The sequence below is a fragment of the Saccharopolyspora phatthalungensis genome (assembly GCF_014203395.1).
Taxonomy (GTDB): domain Bacteria; phylum Actinomycetota; class Actinomycetes; order Mycobacteriales; family Pseudonocardiaceae; genus Saccharopolyspora; species Saccharopolyspora phatthalungensis.
In genome coordinates, this window is record NZ_JACHIW010000001.1 from 3931943 (window position 1) to 3948219 (window position 16277).

13 protein-coding genes and 1 other RNA gene are annotated in these 16277 nt (G+C 70.0%); all 14 read left to right on the plus strand.

Translation table 11 applies throughout. From position 1 onward, the window contains the following. Positions 1–128 precede the first annotated feature (128 nt). The 14 genes from rnpB (at position 129) to BJ970_RS18185 (ending at position 16274) form a co-directional block, all read left to right on the plus strand. An RNA gene (gene rnpB / locus BJ970_RS18120) (RNase P RNA component class A) lies at positions 129–522 on the plus strand. Between the two features lie 876 nt (positions 523–1398). Continuing rightward, entirely contained in the window at positions 1399–1692 is a 294-nt protein-coding gene (locus BJ970_RS18125) for a hypothetical protein (protein ID WP_184727339.1), read from the plus strand. Between the two features lie 6 nt (positions 1693–1698). Next, positions 1699–2205, plus strand: a complete 507-nt coding sequence (locus BJ970_RS18130) for a hypothetical protein (RefSeq protein ID WP_184727340.1) — start codon at positions 1699–1701, stop codon at positions 2203–2205. Next, positions 2180–5065 (plus strand): ATP-binding protein, encoded by a 2886-nt coding sequence (locus BJ970_RS18135; RefSeq protein WP_184727341.1) that lies wholly within the window; start codon positions 2180–2182, stop codon positions 5063–5065. The genes BJ970_RS18130 and BJ970_RS18135 overlap by 26 nt, the downstream gene beginning before the upstream one ends. Further along, entirely contained in the window at positions 5062–7002 is a 1941-nt protein-coding gene (locus BJ970_RS18140) for a hypothetical protein (protein ID WP_312864308.1), read from the plus strand. Before BJ970_RS18135 ends, BJ970_RS18140 begins: the two co-directional genes overlap by 4 nt. A gap of 67 nt (positions 7003–7069) precedes the next feature. Continuing rightward, entirely contained in the window at positions 7070–7645 is a 576-nt protein-coding gene (locus tag BJ970_RS18145; protein WP_184727342.1) for a hypothetical protein, read from the plus strand. A gap of 1 nt (position 7646) precedes the next feature. Next, positions 7647–8663 (plus strand): C40 family peptidase, encoded by a 1017-nt coding sequence (locus BJ970_RS18150; protein WP_184727343.1) that lies wholly within the window; start codon positions 7647–7649, stop codon positions 8661–8663. 42 nt (positions 8664–8705) lie between these two features. Continuing rightward, positions 8706–9164, plus strand: a complete 459-nt coding sequence (locus BJ970_RS18155) for a hypothetical protein (protein WP_184727344.1) — start codon at positions 8706–8708, stop codon at positions 9162–9164. Positions 9165–9234: 70 nt separating this feature from the next. Then, a complete protein-coding gene (locus BJ970_RS18160) occupies positions 9235–9420 on the plus strand; it encodes a hypothetical protein (protein WP_184727345.1) in 186 nt (61 codons plus the stop codon). 4 nt (positions 9421–9424) lie between these two features. Continuing rightward, positions 9425–10900, plus strand: a complete 1476-nt coding sequence (locus BJ970_RS18165; protein ID WP_184727346.1) for an RNB domain-containing ribonuclease — start codon at positions 9425–9427, stop codon at positions 10898–10900. Between the two features lie 83 nt (positions 10901–10983). Next, positions 10984–11649: an NADPH-dependent F420 reductase gene (gene npdG, locus BJ970_RS18170; protein WP_184727347.1), complete on the plus strand. Its 666-nt coding sequence runs from the start codon at positions 10984–10986 to the stop codon at positions 11647–11649. A gap of 78 nt (positions 11650–11727) precedes the next feature. Beyond that, positions 11728–12114 (plus strand): DUF4326 domain-containing protein, encoded by a 387-nt coding sequence (locus BJ970_RS18175; RefSeq protein ID WP_184729191.1) that lies wholly within the window; start codon positions 11728–11730, stop codon positions 12112–12114. Between the two features lie 63 nt (positions 12115–12177). Next, the gene (locus tag BJ970_RS18180; RefSeq protein WP_184727348.1) at positions 12178–13155 is read left to right on the plus strand and encodes a glutathione S-transferase family protein; all 978 of its coding nucleotides are present in this window, start codon (positions 12178–12180) and stop codon (positions 13153–13155) included. Between the two features lie 65 nt (positions 13156–13220). Next, the gene (locus tag BJ970_RS18185) at positions 13221–16274 is read left to right on the plus strand and encodes a tetratricopeptide repeat protein (RefSeq protein ID WP_184727349.1); all 3054 of its coding nucleotides are present in this window, start codon (positions 13221–13223) and stop codon (positions 16272–16274) included. Positions 16275–16277: the final 3 nt, after the last annotated feature.

Sequence of the window (16277 nt, forward strand, 5' to 3'; positions counted from 1 at the left end):
TTTGGTTCAGACCAGCTGGCGGGTCGAGATCGGCGGGGACGGATCGGCGCCGCTCCGGCGGTCTAGCGGCGGCCGACCGGGGCTGATCCCCGGCGGCCGGGCGGCGCGGCTAGACTTGACCGGGCGGATGAGCCGGCTGGGTGACCGCGGTGGGAGCGATCCCATCGAGGAAAGTCCGGACTCCACAGGGCAGGGTGGTTGCCAACGGCAACCCGGGGCGACCCGCGGGACAGTGCCACAGAAAACAGACCGCCCGGCGAGCTTCGCCGGGTAAGGGTGAAACGGTGGTGTAAGAGACCACCAGCACCCCGGGTGACCGGGGTGGCTCGGTAAACCCCACCCGGAGCAAGGCCAAGAGGACGCCGTCGCGGCGTCTGCGCGGACGTTCGAGGGCTGCCCGCCCGAGTCCGCGGGTAGGCCGCACGAGCCTGTCGGCGACGGCAGGCCCAGATGGATGGTCACCGACCGGGACGGCCGCAAGGCCCCCGAGAACAGAATCCGGCTTACAGGCCGACTCATCCGCCTTTCCCGATTTCCGGGGCCCATTGCCCAGGCGTCCATTGCCCGGGGGGTGCTTGCGCGCCGTGGCGCGGTCAGCGGCCCCGGCGTGAGTTGTAAGCCTTCGGATTCCGGACCACGCCGGCCCGGCGATTGCCCGAGTTGATGTTTTCCCAGGTGAAATGCTATGGGTTCGGCGGGGAGGCGCTGGCACCCGCAACATGCTCAACGGTCGTGATCCGGCCGGCGGAACCGCTGCGAAAAGGCGGCGGCTCAATCGGATTTGCGCGAAATGCCTTCGAGATTTGCCTGATCGGAGCAACGATCCACTTCGTGCGACGGGGTAATCCGGCGATATTCCGGCATTCGCATGCTTTCGTGGCGAACTCCCGCGGTCGATCGTCCATAGTGGGCACGGTAGTTGGGCCGATCGGGTGCGGTTTCGGATCGGGGCGGCCCTGGGGGGAACCGTCGGCGAGGCAACCGCTACCCTGAGTTTAGGCGCGCCAAGATCACCTTCCTCCGATCCGGCTCACGGCTTCACATTCGCGTGATCCGGTCGGGTGCATCATGGCGCGATGTGCGGAAATCCACTGGTTCGCCGAACCATGCACGGTGTGTTACGAAGGGGCTCGCAAGCGGGTGAACAGCCACACGAATCCAGACCGAAACCGGCCTGGTGAGCGTCTTTTTCCTGGTGGTACGCCGAAAGTGGCATGCCCGAACGGCCTATTCGCGGCGTGACGGCGACAGCCGCGCAACACCGTTTCCGCCACACCCGAACTCGCAACCACTACTTCTGGTCACCATGTCATGTTCTACTCGTACCTGCCTGCCGGGCCACGCCCGGCGGGTTGAGGTACCGGCCCGACGACACTCCGCGCACTCAGGGGTAAAGAGATGACCGCCATGCCGCTGGAAACACTGGCGCAACTGGACATATTGGCGCAGCAGTCGACACAGCTGGGAACCCAAGGCATTCGCGGTTGGATCCTCGACAACCTGCTGCCGCTGCTGCTGTTGACCGTCGCGATCCTGCTGCTGTGGCTCGGCGGTGGTAAAGGCGACAACGCCGGCGTGATGCGCCGCGTCGGCGGCGTGTTCGTCGCACTCGCGATCATCGGCATGGCGGTCACCAACGCGGGCATCGACATCGGCACGTTCATCGCCGGTCTGTTCAGCACCAGCGGGTGATGACCAGTGCGAATACGGACCGACGACGAGATCTACCGGGTCGACGCGGTCTGGCTCGGCCCGCCCAAGGCGACTTTCCCGTGGCGGGCCCGCTACGTCGCCTGGGGCGTGGGAATCGTGGTGTTCATGGTCGTGCTCGCCGTGGAGCGCCGGATGAACATCGGCTTCAGCTTCTTCTCCACCGCATGGGGCGTGATCATCACGGTCGTCGTGACTCGGATCATCTGTTCCCGCATCGGCCACGAACGACCGCTGGGTGCGGTGCTGGTGATGTGGCTGCGTGAGCTGACCGCGCCCAGGGAGAAGTCTGTCGGCACCGGAGGGGCCGCCAGTGCGGCGCGGATCAGGGTGCGGGCGCAGCGCCCTCGCCCCAAGAAGTCCAGGCGGGACCGTTCGATGCGGCAACAGCAGTGGCCGGCCCGGCCCGGGCAGCCCATAGCCCGCAGCTCGGTTCCCAGCAGGCGCACGCGTAGCAAGGAGGTTCGCGGTGTTCGGTCGCCGGCGAGGCCGTGAGCGCAACACGCACCAGGTTCCGGGTCCCCGCGGTTCGAACGGCAAGGTCCGCAGTGCCAAGGGCAAGCCGCCCAAACGCGGCCGAGGACCCGGCGACGAGCAGTCGATCCCGAACTACACGCCGTCGATCAGCGCGCGGTCCATCGACGGTCATCTGGTGCGTACCGGTCAGGACGTGTTCGCCTGGTACCGGCTTTCCCCGCAGCGCTGGTCCTTCCGCTCCGATTCGCAGCGCCAGGACCTGATCGCCGCGATCGCCGGCCAGTACGCGGAGCTGCAGGGCCGCTGGATGCACCTGCGGGTGACCAACCGGCCGTACCCGATCCGGATGTGGGCCGAGGCGCACGTGCACAACGCGCGCAACCCGATGCCGGACGCGCCCGGCGCGCTGACCTTCGACGATTACATGGTCGGCGAACAGCAGCAGCTGATGGGCCGGTCGATGGCGGAGAAAGAGGTCTACCTGGGCGTCCAGGTGCAGACCCGCAACGTGGTGGACCGCGCCGTCGAGCGCGCCGCGCCGCTGTTGCGCCGGGTGTTCCCGGAGGCGGTGGACGCCGAACTGGTCGCGCTGGACAGCGAGATCGATCACCTCGACCAGGTGATCGGCTCGGCCGGGCTGGACGGCCGTCCGGTAAGCGCCGAGGAAATCTCCTGGCTGATGCACCGCTCGTGCTCGCTGGGCCTGCCCGCGCCCCGCAACCTGCCCGCGGTGCCGGGCGCGCCGTGGGAACCCGAAGACCTCGCGTCTTTCACCGATGCCTCCGACATGCACCAGGACCCGTACGCACCGACCGTGACGGTGCGCGGCCGCACCGGCTCGAACGCGGGCATCACCCGCCATCTCGCGGTGCTCACCGTCGGGCAGACGCACGGCCTGCAGATCCCGGAGATCGACGACCCGTGGATGCAGCACTCCGACCGGCTGCCCGCGCCGGTCGAGTGGTCCGCGCGGATCTACGTGCGGCGTCCCGAGGACGTCGGCGGCGAGCTGCAGCGGCAGATGAACAAGGTGCGCTCCCAGGTGCGGCACTACACCGACGAGCACGGCTTGGAGCCGCCCACCTCGCTGGCCAGGCAGGCCGGCCGGGTGCTGGAGGTCGACGACGAGATGACCTCCGGGTTCACCGCGCTGGCGACCCGGGTCAAATCCTGGTGGCGGCTGGCGGTTTCCGGCCCCACCGAGCGGGACGCGCTGCGGCTCGCCCAGCAGATCCTCGACCTCTACAAGCCGAAGATCGCCATCGAGCACCCCGAAGCGCAGTACGCGATGGCCCGCGAGTTCATTCCCGGCGAGCCGCTGGCCAACAGCGCCTACCTGCGCCGCGGCTCGGTGGTGTGGGCGGCTTCCGCGGTGCCGCAAGCGACCGCGGAGGTCGGCGACCGGCGCGGCATCCTGCTCGGCGAGACCTGCACCGCGACCCGGCGTCCGGTGGCGTGGGACCCGTGGATGGCGCAGGAAGTCCGGGACGCCTCCGGCCTGACCGCGATGGTCGCCGGGTTGGGTGGGGGGAAGTCTTTCCTTGGCGGTGGCACCGTCTACAAGACGCTGCGCTCCGGCGCGCATTGGACGCTGCTGGACCCGTCGGGACCGCTGGCCGAGCTGTGCGCCCTCCCGGAGCTGCGGCCCTACGCCCGGCCGATCAACCTGCTCAACGCCCAGCCCGGCATCCTCAACCCGTACCGGGTCGTGGCGGAGCCGGAACTGGAGCACTTCGTCGACGAGGACGACCCGGAGCGCAGCTGGCGTCGCGAGCGCGCGCTGGCCGCGGCCACCCGTCGTCGCCTGGTGCTCGACGTGCTGACCGGCCTGCTGCCGTATGAGGTGGCGCGGCTGCCGCAGACCCGGATCGTTCTGCTCCGCGCGGTCCGCGCCGTCGGCGGCCGGCCGGACGCCCACCCGGGCATGGTCTTCGAGGCGTTGCGCCGCGACGCGAGCGAGCACCACGAGCACGCCGTGGTGGTGGCCGACTTCCTAGACGAGATCCGGGAACGGATGTCGCTGCTGATCCCCGAGGTCAACGCCGACCCGTACTCCGAGCGCCGCGAGGACCGACTTACGGTGCTGACGATGGCCGGGCTGACGTTGCCCAAGGACGGCGTCGGCCGGGAGCACTGGACCGACGCGGAGGCGCTCGGTGTCGAGATGCTGAACCTGGCCGCCTGGTTGACGCAGCGTTCGATCTACGAGCGGCCCAAGAACGAGCGCAAGGGCGTGTGGATCGACGAGGCGTTCTTCCTCTCCGAGGTGCCGACCGGCCGGGTGTTGATGAACCGCTTCGCCCGCGACTCCCGGAAGTGGAACGTCCGAGTGCTGCTGTCCAGCCAGATCCCGGCGGACTTCCTGCGGATCCAGGGCTTCGTGTCCCTGCTGGACTCGGTGTTCATCGGGCGGCTGGACGACGAGCAGGCGCAGGCCGACGCGCTGCGGCTGCTCAAGGTGCCGGTCGGCGCCGGGTACGAGCAGGTGGTGGCGGCATTGGGCCGTCGGCCGGGGCCGGCCCGCAACGCCACCGAGCGGGACCGATCGCCGCGGCAGTTCATCTTCGGCGACGGGGCCGGCGGGGTGGAGAAGATCCGCATCGACTTCTCCGGCCCGCACCTCGAGCACCTGCGCAACGCGCTGGACACCACTCCGGCCGCCGAGGACTACGTCGAACGACGGGCCCTGCAACCGGCCAACAACGGCGCGAATTCCGACTCCAGCGCGCCGGCACTGGGCCCGGCCGAGGACTACCCGGAAGATTTCGAGTCGTTCGACGAGTTCGAGCTCGAAACGGTCGGCATCGGCTACGGCGATGACGGCAGCGAGCGCTCGACCCGCCGCCCGGGCGAGCGGGGTGGAGAAGACGCGCGGTGAGCGGCGCTGTGCTGTCCTTGCTGCTCCTGGTGATCGTCGCGGTGTCGCTGGTCCGGTACCGGAAGAGGCGTGAGCGCCGGGCCGGGCTCCCACCCGGTCCCGCACGCATGATCCGCAAGCGCCGCGCATTCGCGGTGGTCGCCGGGCTGATCGCGATCCAGGCGCTGATCGGCGCCCCGGCCTGGGGCCAGGGCTTCGACTGCAAGCAGGCGCCGAACCCGGAGCGTCCGGGGTCCGGGATGGTCGGCGCGCTGGATCCCGCGCCGATGGGCGTCGGGAACCCCGGCAGCGCCTACGACGAGGTCGGCTACGCCGGACTGGTCTGGCACACCTACGACCTCGGCTGCGGCCCGCAGGGCGTGACCAACCCGAACGCGATGGTCGACACGTGGCTCGGCAACGAGATGTTCAACATCGCCAAGAACCTCGTCGGCGCCACCAACGGGCTGCACTACGCGCTGCTCAACGGCGACCTGATGGACCCGCTGGACGAGGTCATCGCCACCGGCACGGTCGCGCTCTACGACAGCGTGTTCACGCCGTGGTTCGGACTGGTCGCGCTGGTGCTGGCGATCGTGCTGTTCCGCTACATCTGGCAGGGCGACCTGGCCAGCATCGGCAAGCGCGGCATGTGGGCGCTGGCCGGGCTCTGGTTCGCCTCGGCGACCTACCTGACGCCGCTGGTCTACACGCACGCGCTGGACGACGTGGTGATCACCGGGACCTCGGCGGTGCAGGCCGGGTTCCTGCGGGAGGTCGGCGTGGACGAGAGCAACGCCCTGCCGACGCTGCTGCACGACCAGGTCATCTACCGGAACTGGCTGCGCGGCGAATTCGGCTCACCCGATTCGCCGCAGGCCCAGCAGCTCGGCCGGGACCTGCTGCGCGCGCAGGCGTGGACCAAGCAGGAGGTCAACGCCGGGGCCGACGCCGGTTCGCCGGAGCCGAAGAAGCAGGCGTTCGAGGACGTCGCGGGCAAGATGGGCAGCTCCTACGGCTACTTTCAGGGCATCGACGGCAGCCGCGTCGGCGCGGGCGTGCTCGCGCTGGTGCAGGGCTTCTCCTACGCCTCGTTCCAGCTGCTGGCCAAGGCCACCATCCTGCTCGCCCAGGTCCTGCTGCGGGTGCTGATCCTGGCCGGGCCGCTGATCGGGCTCATCGCGCTGCTCTACCACCAGGTGCTGCGCACCATCGGCCGGGTGGCCGGGGCCGCGGTGCTCAACGTGGTGATGATCTCGGCGATGGCCGGGCTGCACACCCTGATCCTGACCTGGCTCTTCGACCCGCTGCGCGGCTTCTCCGCGCTGACCCAGATCTTGCTGGCCGCCCTGGTGACGATCGTGTTCCTGTTGATCGGCAAGCCGATCCGGCGGATGGGCCAGATGGTCGAGCTGTCGGTGGGCACCGTCGGCCGCGCTGTCCCCCGCGCCCCGCAGGGGCTGTTCTCCCGGTTCCGCGGTCGGCGGCCCAGGTCTGAGGAGGAGGGCGGCGACTTCTGGGACCAGGTACGCGGGATGGATCCCGACGAGGAGTACGCGTCGCCGCAGCGTGGCCGCCGGCGGAGCCGGCCGGAAGCGCAGCACATGTCGGTCGCGGCGACCGCGCAGCGGTTGGACCGCGACGCGCCGGACGCCATGGCGGCGGGTGCAAGCACCGCGCTGCCCTCCGGGAGTGCCGTGCGGCGGCCCGGCGGCGCCGCGGCGCTTCCGGAGGCGCGCAGCACCAGCCGGGTAGTCGATACCAACCCGGTGGCGGATGCCAAATGGGATGGAATGGACGAAGATCCGGTGCTGATCCCATCGCGCACGGCCGGTTCCCCGACCCCCGGCCCGCCCGAACCACCGGCCCCGCGCCGCGCGGAGATGGAGGTCGTGGCCGGCCGCCCGGTTTACGTGATCTACCGGCCCTCCCGGGGGCTGGAGGTCGCCGATGGCTGAGTACTTCGGCGCGCTAAGCGGCTGTGCCGCTTCAAGACCAGCCACTTGGCGGGAAGAGGGGTAGCTGATGCCGATCCGGACGCACCGTGGGCGCGCCGCGGTGTACCGCAGGTTGTGGGGCTGGCCGCTGCGCTCGCCGAAGCACCTGGTTGCCGCCTTGATCGCGTGCGCGGCGGTGGCGACGGCCGTCGGCTTCTTGCTGCCCGAGCCGCCGCCGAGCACCAACATGGCGGCCTCCCGCACGAGGGCAACCGAGCATCCTGCGGTCGTGCCGCCGCCCCGGACGAAGTCGCCGCCGACGATCGCGGTGCCGCAGGCCGCACCGACACCCGTCGCCCCGGACCCGGCCGGGGTGGCCGTGGTCGAGCAGTGGGGCAAGGCATGGGTGGATCACCCCGTCGGCGCCGACCGGCAGCAGTGGCTGAGCAAGCTACGCCCCTACACCACCGAGGAGTTCCTCACCGAGATGGCATCGGTGGACCCGAGCAACGCCGGCAACGTGATCACCGGTGCGGCCACCGCGGTCCACTCCACCGCCGGCTCGATGGCGGTGCGGTTGCCGACCGACATCGGTGTGTTGTCGGTGACCGTCAACAAGACCCCGGCCGGTTGGCGAGTGGCCCAGTACGACAAGGAAGGCTGACATGCGCAAGCTCGTGGTTGCGGTCGTCGTGCTCGCGGGTTTCGCAGGTTTGATCGGGGTCGGTGCGCTGACCGCCCTGCTGGCCGGTAGCGGCGGGCGCGGCACCGGCTGGTCGGATTGCAGCGCCGACCTCGGCCCGTGGGGCGACGGCGCGGGCCGCGGCGAGCGCGACGCCGCGACGCTCAGCGGTGAGTCGGTCGGCATCGCCAAGCGAATCATCGAGATCGGCAAGCAGCGTGGCCTGCCGCCGCGGGCCTGGCAGATCGCGATCCAGGCGGGCAAGACCGAGTCGAACCTGGCCAACGTGCTCCACGGCGACCGGGACTCGCTGGGCATCTTCCAGATGCGGCCGTCCATGGGCTGGGGCACGGAGCAGCAGATCACCGACGTGGACTACGCGATCAACAAGTTCTTCGACGTGCTGCTCGCGGTTCCGGGTTGGGAGGAGATGCGGCCGGGTGAAGCCGCCCAGCGGGTGGAGCGCTCGGCCTTCCCGCTGCGCTATCACAAGTGGGAGCCGATGGCCGCGCACCTGGTGAGTGTGGAGGGCGACGTCGAGGGCATCAGCGCTTGCCAGAGCCTGCCCGGCGCGAGCGTGCTGGCCACCCAGGCGATCCAGTACGCCCAAGCACAGCTCGGCAAGCCCTACGTGTGGGGCGCGGCCGGGCCGAACGCCTTCGACTGCTCGGGCTTGACACAGCAGGCATGGAAGGCGGCCGGGGTGGAAATCCCGAAGTACTCGCAGACCCAGTACTTCCAGGGCGGCGTGCACGTTCCGCTGTCCCAGGCACAGCCGGGGGACCTGGTGTTCTGGGGTTACGGCCGGGATCCGAACAGCATCCACCACGTGGCGCTGTACCTGGGCGACAACGAGGTGCTGCACGCGCCGCAGCCCGGCGAGTCGGTCGAGGTGGAAAAGCTGTGGGACGGCGGTGAGCTGCTGCCCACGGCAGTGCGGCCGGCCGCCGACACGCCGATGGCTGGCGCGCCGGCTCCCGCCGCCGGGGGCGCGCGTTAGGTAAGAATGGCGGGCGCCTGCTGACCTTCGGAAGGGTTGATCATGTTCACGCCGGACCCGATTCCGCGGCCGTCTCGTCCGCCCGCGTCGAGCACGCCGCTCGGGGACTACCTGAGCCAGCCCCGGCCTGGGACCGACAGCGGGTATGCGGTGCTGCCGCGCTCGTTGGCCCAGGCCATGCCGCTGCCGTGGCAGCAGCAGATGAGCCACCTCCTCGCGCAGTTCCACCAGGCGTTCGGGCACTTGCCGTGGCCGGTCTACCGGGTCGTGCCGTCCCGCTACGAGCGGCTCGTGGACCTTGACGAGGATCAGCTCGCGGAGGTCGGCTGCACCGTCGAGGTCGGCGACAACGGCGAGCTGGAGTACCGGATGCGGGACGGCCGCCGGATCGACAACCCCGAGACCCACCAGGTGCTGGTGTCCTGCCTGGACCCGATCCTGCGGCAGAACCCCGGCGGCCAGCAGCCGATGCCGGCCGCGCCCCCTCCGCCGCCCTGGTGATGTTGGGACATAACGGTCGGGTCGGGGCCCCACACGTGACAGGTGCGCGCAGTCGTGCGAGGCTCGATGCATGGGCGGCGGAAGTTGGTACTTCTGTTTGAAGCATCGGCAGGTCGAGCCGAAGGCCGGCTGCCGGGCGGCTGACCGCTTGGGCCCATACCCGGACCGGGAGACCGCCGCTCGTGCGCTCGAGATAGCCGAGGAGCGGACCAAGGCGGCCGACGAGGTCGACCGGCGCTGGAACAGCGAGGACTGAGCTCGTGGCGGCGGCGGGAGTCCCACCGGGTGGCACCGGAGTTGCCGCCGCCTTACCGACCGGCCGCAGTCGCACGGAACTCGGCCCGGAACCGGGCATGGATTTCTCGGCGATCCGCGCCGAACTGGGCCTGCCGGTCGACTACCCGACCGCCGCGCTGGCCGAGGTGGAGCAGACCGTCGCGCAGCCGGTGCTCACCGGGACGCGCGTGGACGCCACCGACCTGCCACTGGTCACGGTGGATCCGCCCGGCGCCAAGGACCTCGACCAGGCGGTGCTGGTCCAGCGGCGGCGCAGCGGATTCCGGATCCACTACGCGATCGCCGACGTCGCCGCGTTCGTGATGCCCGGGGGCGCGCTGGATGTCGAGGCGCGGCGCCGCGGGCAGACCCTCTACCTGCCGGACGGCAACGTTCCGCTACACCCGGCACGGCTGTCCGAAGACGCCGCGAGCCTGTTGCCGGACCAGGTGCGCGCGGCCGTGCTGTGGACGATCGACCTGGATTCCGACGGGCTTCCGGTGCGCGTCGATGTCCATCGGGCCCTGGTGCGCTCGGTGGCGCAGTTGGACTACGACGGCGTGCAGCGCTCGCTGCGGCTCGGCGACCCGCACCCGTCGATCGAGCTGTTGCCGGAGGTCGGGCGGTTGCGCCGGGAGCAGGCGGTGCTGCGCGGCGCGATCGAACTTGGCCTGCCCGAGCAGCAGGTGGAATCCGACGGTGGCGGCGGATGGCGGTTGGTGCTGCGTCCCCGGCTGGTGGTCGAGGCGTGGAACGCCGAGATTTCCCTTCTCACCGGCATGTGCGCGGCGGAGATGATGCTCTCGGCTGGGATCGGCGTGCTGCGGACGGTGCCGGACCCGGAACCGGAAACCGTGGCCGGACTGCGCCGCTCGGCGACCCGGCTGGGCGTCGATTGGCCGGTGGATACCCCACCCGCCATCGCGCTGGCGGGGCTCGACCCGATCCGGCCGGAGGCGCTGGCCGTGCACGTGGCGGCGACCCGTTTACTCCGCGGTGCGGGCTACACCGCCTTTGGCGACGGGGCGCCCGCGAAGGCCAACCATGCGGGCATCGGCGCCTCGTATGCGCACGTCACGGCCCCGCTGCGGCGTCTGGTCGACCGCTACAGCGCCGAGGTATGCCTGGCGGTGGCCTCGGACCGGGAAGTACCCGAGTGGGTGCACGCCGCGCTGGCCGCGCTGCCGTCGGCGATGGGCAGCTCGGACCGGGTCGCCGGGCAGGTGGAGCGGGCCTGCATCGCCCAGGCGCAGGCCTGGTCGCTGGCGTCGCGGATCGGCGAGGAATTCGCGGCGACGGTGCTGCGCGTGCCCAATGGTTCGGCCGGTGAGGTGTTCGTGGCCGACCCGCCGGTCATCGCGCGCTGCACCGGCGGCGGGCTCGGCGAGGGCCAGCAAGTCCGGGTGCGGCTCGTCGAGGCCGATCCGGCGCGCCGCGACGTCGCCTTCGAAGTGGCCTGAAGCACACCCCGCACTGGTGGCGGATTCGCCGTCCCGGGTCGATCGTGGTTTCGCATGGTCGACGGCGACGAAAGGGGCCCGGGGTGGCTGACGTGCGGGAGATGACGGTCGGGGTGCTGGGCGGCACCGGGGCGCAGGGCCGAGGGCTGGCCATCCGGTGGGCGAATGCGGGCCTGAAGGTCGTGATCGGCTCGCGCAAAGCCGAACGCGCCGCGCGGGCGGCGGCGGAGATCGTCGAGATCGCGGGCGGCACCGTCACTGGCCAGGACAACGCCGGATGCGCGGCGGCCTCGGACATCGTGCTGGCCGCGCTGCCCTGGGAAGGCCACGCCGACACGCTCAAGTCCCTGCAAGCCGAGCTCGCGGGCAAGATCGTGATCGACTGCGTCAACCCGCTGGGCTTCGACAAGCAGGGCCCCTACGCGCTGCCGGTACCGGAGGGCAGCGCCGCACAGCTGGCCGAGCAGCTGCTGCCGGAGTCGCGGGTGACCGCGGCGTTCCACCACGTCTCGGCGGTGATCCTGGCCGACCTCGCGGTCAGCCACGTCGACCTGGATGTCCTGGTGCTCGGCGACGACCGCGAGGCCACCGACGTGGTCCGAGCGTTGGCCGACGTGATCCCGGGCGTGCGCGGCATCTACGGCGGACGGCTGCGCAACGCCCACCAGGTGGAGGCGCTCACGGCGAATCTGATCGCCATCAACCGCCGCTACAAGGCCCACGCGGGCCTGCGCATCACCGACGTCTGACGGGTGTTCGCCCACATCGAAGGACCGAATTGTCACTTCGGTCGGGTGGCGGGACCCTGAACGAGGGGGGTGGTCGTGGTGCTGCCGGACGAGGCGAGCAATTGGAGTGACGACGAGCGGGAGCGGGCGGACGCCCTGCTCGATGGGCACGCCGTCGTGGTCAACGTCCGCAAGAGTGGCCCGCACAAGCACCTGGTGCCGTGGCTGGAGGAAGCGGGCCTGCTGACCTACGTCGGGCACGCCGGGCCCCGCCACCACTGGCCGGAGTCGGAGTTCGCCAGCCCGTTCCTCAAGGAAGCCAAGGTCGATCGCGAGGCGATGGTCCGGCACTACGAGAAGTGGCTGGACGAGCAGCCGAACCTGCTCACCAAGCTGCGCGAGGGCGAGCTGAGCGGGCGTGCGCTGGGCTGCTGGTGCGCGCCCAAGCCGTGCCACGCCGACGTGCTCGCCAGACGCGTGGGTTGAGGCGGATCGTCCTGGCGAGGGCGGCGATTTCAATGGAAATCGCCCCGGGCTTAGGGTGGGGGCATGGCCGAGGCACAGTTCAAGGCGGAGACCTCGACACGGGGCGAGTGGGTGCGCCAGGCGAACCGGTTCACCGAGCGGATCACCGCGGACGGTTCATCCGGGTGGCCGGCGCAACCGGACCGGTACCGGCTGGTGGTGAGCCTCGCGTGTCCGTGGGCGCACCGCTCGGTGATCGTGCGGCGGCTGCTCGGGCTGGAAGACGCGCTGTCCATGGGGATCGTCGACCCGATCCGGGACCGGCGCGGCTGGCGCTTCACCCTGGACCCGCAGGGCAAGGACCCCGTGACCAAGATCTCTTTCCTCTCGCAGGCATACCTGCGCGCGGATCTCGAATTCCGCGGGCGCTGCACGGTTCCCGCGATCCTGGATGTCGCCGAGGGCAGGGTGGTCACCAACGACTACCCGCAGCTGACCCTCGACCTGTCCACGGAATGGGCCAAATACCACCGTAACGGCGCTCCGCAGCTGTACCCGGAGCACCTGCGCACCGAGATCGACGAGATCAACGCGGTGGTGTACGCGGACGTCAACAACGGCGTTTACCGTTGCGGCTTCGCCACCTCACAGGAAGCGTACGAGGAGGCATTCGAGCGACTTTTCGCCCGCTTGGACTGGCTTTCCGAGCACCTCGCGGACCGTCGCTACCTGGTCGGCGACACGATCACCGAGGCCGATGTCCGCCTGTTCACCACGCTGGTCCGATTCGACGCGGTCTACCACGGACACTTCAAGTGCAACCGCCAGAAGCTGGCGGAAATGCCGATCCTGTGGGCCTATGCCAGGGACCTGTTCCAAACGCCGGGCTTCGGTGACACGGTCGACTTCGACCACATCAAGCGCCACTACTACGCCACCCACGACCAGATCAACCCGACGAAAATCGTCCCGGTCGGCCCGGACCTGTCGGGCTGGCGGACACCGCACGGCCGAGAAGCGCTGGGCGGCAAGCCATTCGGCACCGGAACCCCACCCGGCTAACCGCCGATCGGGTGGTGCTGGGCTGATCACCGGTTCCCGGGCTTGGCGCGTTCTACCGTCGAACCGTGCTCGATCAAGGCGGCGCGACATCCGCGGATCCCGCGCAGTGGCATGTGCGGATACTTGACGCGCAGTCGGACGTGTTGCTGGGAACGGGTTTCCTGCTGCACGGCGAGTACGCGCTGACCTGCGCGCACGTGATCGGGGCCCGCGCCGAGGTGCGGTTGGACTTCTCCCTTGGCGACCGGGACCGGGTGGTCGCGACCAGAACCGGGTTCAGCGGGAACCAGGCCGAGGCGAGCCGCGACATCGCCCTGCTGCGGTTGGCCGAACCTCGGCACCATTCCTGGTCCGCCCCACTGGTCGAACGAGCCGAGTTGCAACGTCGCGCCGCCGTCTGGTGCTACGGGCATTGCGCGCAGTACCCGGACGGAACGTGGGTGGAGCTGACGGTCGCTGGTCGGGCCGGCGCGGGCGGCGGGCTGATACAGCTGTTCACCGAACCCGCCGGCCGCAACGTGGAGGTGGGGTTCAGCGGCGCCGCGGTGCTGGACAGCCGGGACGAGGCGGTGCTCGGGATGGTGGTGCTGAAGTCCGCCGACAGCCACCCGCACGGCATGGCGTGGATGATCCCGATCCGCACGATCCTCGAACAGCTCCCGGACTTTCAGGGCGCGGTGGTCGAAGATCCTCCGCAACGCAGCGCGGCCCGGCGGTTGGAGCAGTTCGATTCGCGAATCCGCGAGCTGGTTCGCGCGGAGCACCGCGTCGTCGGCCTGCGGCGATGCCTTTCTCGGGCAACGTCGAGCTTGTCCGATTCGCCGTGGAGTTCCAACGAATTCCGGGTCCGGTTGGCAGGATTTCGCCGGAAGGTGGCGGAATCGCCCGACGGCGTGTCGCCGGATGAGCTGGACGGACTTGATCGCGAACTGACAGCGGCCCGCGATTTCGTCGGCGCCGAACGTGCCAGGCTGGAAGAGATCGGTGCGCGTTCGGAGCGGCCGGAAACGGTCGGCGACGTGTGCCCGCGCCCGGATTGCCCCGGCGATCCCGGGCGGATCGACGAGACCGGCTTCTGCGAAGCGTGTTGGCGTCGCCCGCCCGCCGAATCGCCCACGCGCGAGGGCGCCGACGAGTGGCGGTGCGCGGGGCTCGTGACATTGCCGAAGCTGAAATTTCCCAGAGCCGACTGGGCGACCGGTGCGGAGCCGTCCGTTCCTCGGCTGGAGAAGGGCACTTGGGTCGGCCGCGGCCGCTACCAGGTGTGGAAGTACCTGGCGAAAGGCGGCTATGGCTCGATTTACCTGGCGTACGACGAGAACCTCAAACGTGAGGTGGCGCTCAAGGCGTTGAGCGATCGGTACGACCAACGAGCCGCGGGCGCGCTTCGCTCCGAAGCGTGGTACCTGACCCGGCTGGAGCACCGGAATCTGGTGCGAGCGCACGACTTCTTCCAGCACCCCGAGGTGCCGGCCGAGGGTGAGCCGGCGGATTACATCGCGATGGACTACGTCAAAGGCGTGCCGCTGAGCGAGCTGGCGACCCTGCCGCGAAACCGGCAGGATCCACCGCTCATCGCCGAAATCCTGGCCTACGGCTGCGAGATCCTCACCGCGCTCGAGTTCCTGCACCAGCGCGGACTGTGCTACACCGACATGAAGCCGGAGAACGTGATCCGCAGCAGCGACCGGATCGTGATCGTCGACCTCGGCGGGGTGTGGGAAGACCGCAAGGACGGTCGCCGCCCCTCGCTCACCCGGGGTTTCCATCCGGAGCAGGGGCCCGGCAAGTTTCGCCCGTCGGTGAGCACGGACCTCTATTCGGTTGCCCGGACGTTGATCGCGCTGATCGACGACGTCGCCGACGACGATCTCGAAAAGGTGCGCTACAGCATGGATTCGGTGCAATGCGTGCTTGACCGCGCGCTAGATCCGGTTTCCGCCCGGCGGTTCACCTCGGCGGCCGAGATGGCCGATCAGCTCAAGGGCGTGCTGCGGGAGATCATGGCGCTGAGCGGGTTTGCCCAGCGCCACGAGGCGTCCCGCCACTTCGAGCCGGCGACGAGCGATCTGGACGGTGGGCTCGGTGCGGTACCGCCCTTGGAGCACTGGCTCGATGAGCGTGCGGAGCTCACCGCGCTCGGCCGGCCCACCCCGGAGAAGGTCGTGCAGGAACTCCCGGCGCCGTTGGTCGATCCCCACGACCGGCAGGCGGCCTACCTGCTGCGGGTCACGGCCAGCGACTTCCGCCGGTTGACCAGCGAGCTGACGGGCTCGGTGGAGAGCCAGCTGAAAGCCTGCCGGGCGGCTCTCGCGGAGCACGGCGGGCCCGACGTCAGGGCAGCGGCGACGTGTCTGGCCGCAGCCCGGGAGCAGCGGCGCCACGATGCGGAACGGGGGGAGCAGAGCCCCGGCCCGGCTTGGCGGCTGGACTGGCACGCGGGTTTGGTGGCGTTGGCGTCCGCGGACTTCGACGGCGCTTGGCGGCACTTCCGTGAGGTGCGCACCCTCCTGCCCGGCGAGGCGATTCCAGCGGTCGCCCTCGGTTTGTGCTGGGAGTACCGCGGGGATGCCAAGGAGGCCCGGCGTTGTTACGAGGCGGTTTGGCGACGGGACAAAGCACCGGCCGGTGCCACGTTCGGCCTGGCTCGGCTGTTCCTCCGCGATCACAAGCGAGCCGAAGCGGCGCAGGTACTCGATGCTGTTCCCGCCGTTTCCCGGCAATATGACGCCGCACGGATCGCGGCCATCCGCGCGTACCTGATCAAGCTCGGCGAATCCGGTTGGCCGACCGCCGAGGATGTCAGCGAGGCGGCACGACGGGTCAACGAGTTGTTGCGGGACGACGGAGAGCACCGCCGGTACGACGCTGAGGCGCACGTCCGGTTGACGGCTTGGGTGCAGACGGCCGCGTTGGCGGTGCTTGAGCATTCGGCGGCGAAGGTGGAATTCACGGAGCCGCACGAACTCGCGATGTTCGCAGACCCGCCGGGCAGGCGGAATCTCCAGAAGCGGTTGGAGCGTTCCTTCGAGGCGCTGAGCAGGCAGACCCGCAATCCTGCCGAGCACCAGGCGTTGTTGGACCGCAAGAACCGGCTCCGTCCGGTGACCTGGTGGTGATGA

Excerpts from the sequence above, each read along its gene's own strand:
- BJ970_RS18125 (WP_184727339.1), top strand. The coding sequence starts at position 1,399 with ATGACCGCCATGCCGCTGGAAACACTGGCGCAACTGGACATATTGGCG.
- BJ970_RS18145 (WP_184727342.1), top strand. The coding sequence starts at position 7,070 with ATGCCGATCCGGACGCACCGTGGGCGCGCCGCGGTGTACCGCAGGTTG.
- BJ970_RS18150 (WP_184727343.1), top strand. The coding sequence starts at position 7,647 with ATGCGCAAGCTCGTGGTTGCGGTCGTCGTGCTCGCGGGTTTCGCAGGT.
- BJ970_RS18155 (WP_184727344.1), top strand. The coding sequence starts at position 8,706 with ATGTTCACGCCGGACCCGATTCCGCGGCCGTCTCGTCCGCCCGCGTCG.
- BJ970_RS18160 (WP_184727345.1), top strand. The coding sequence starts at position 9,235 with ATGGGCGGCGGAAGTTGGTACTTCTGTTTGAAGCATCGGCAGGTCGAG.
- BJ970_RS18180 (WP_184727348.1), top strand. The coding sequence starts at position 12,178 with ATGGCCGAGGCACAGTTCAAGGCGGAGACCTCGACACGGGGCGAGTGG.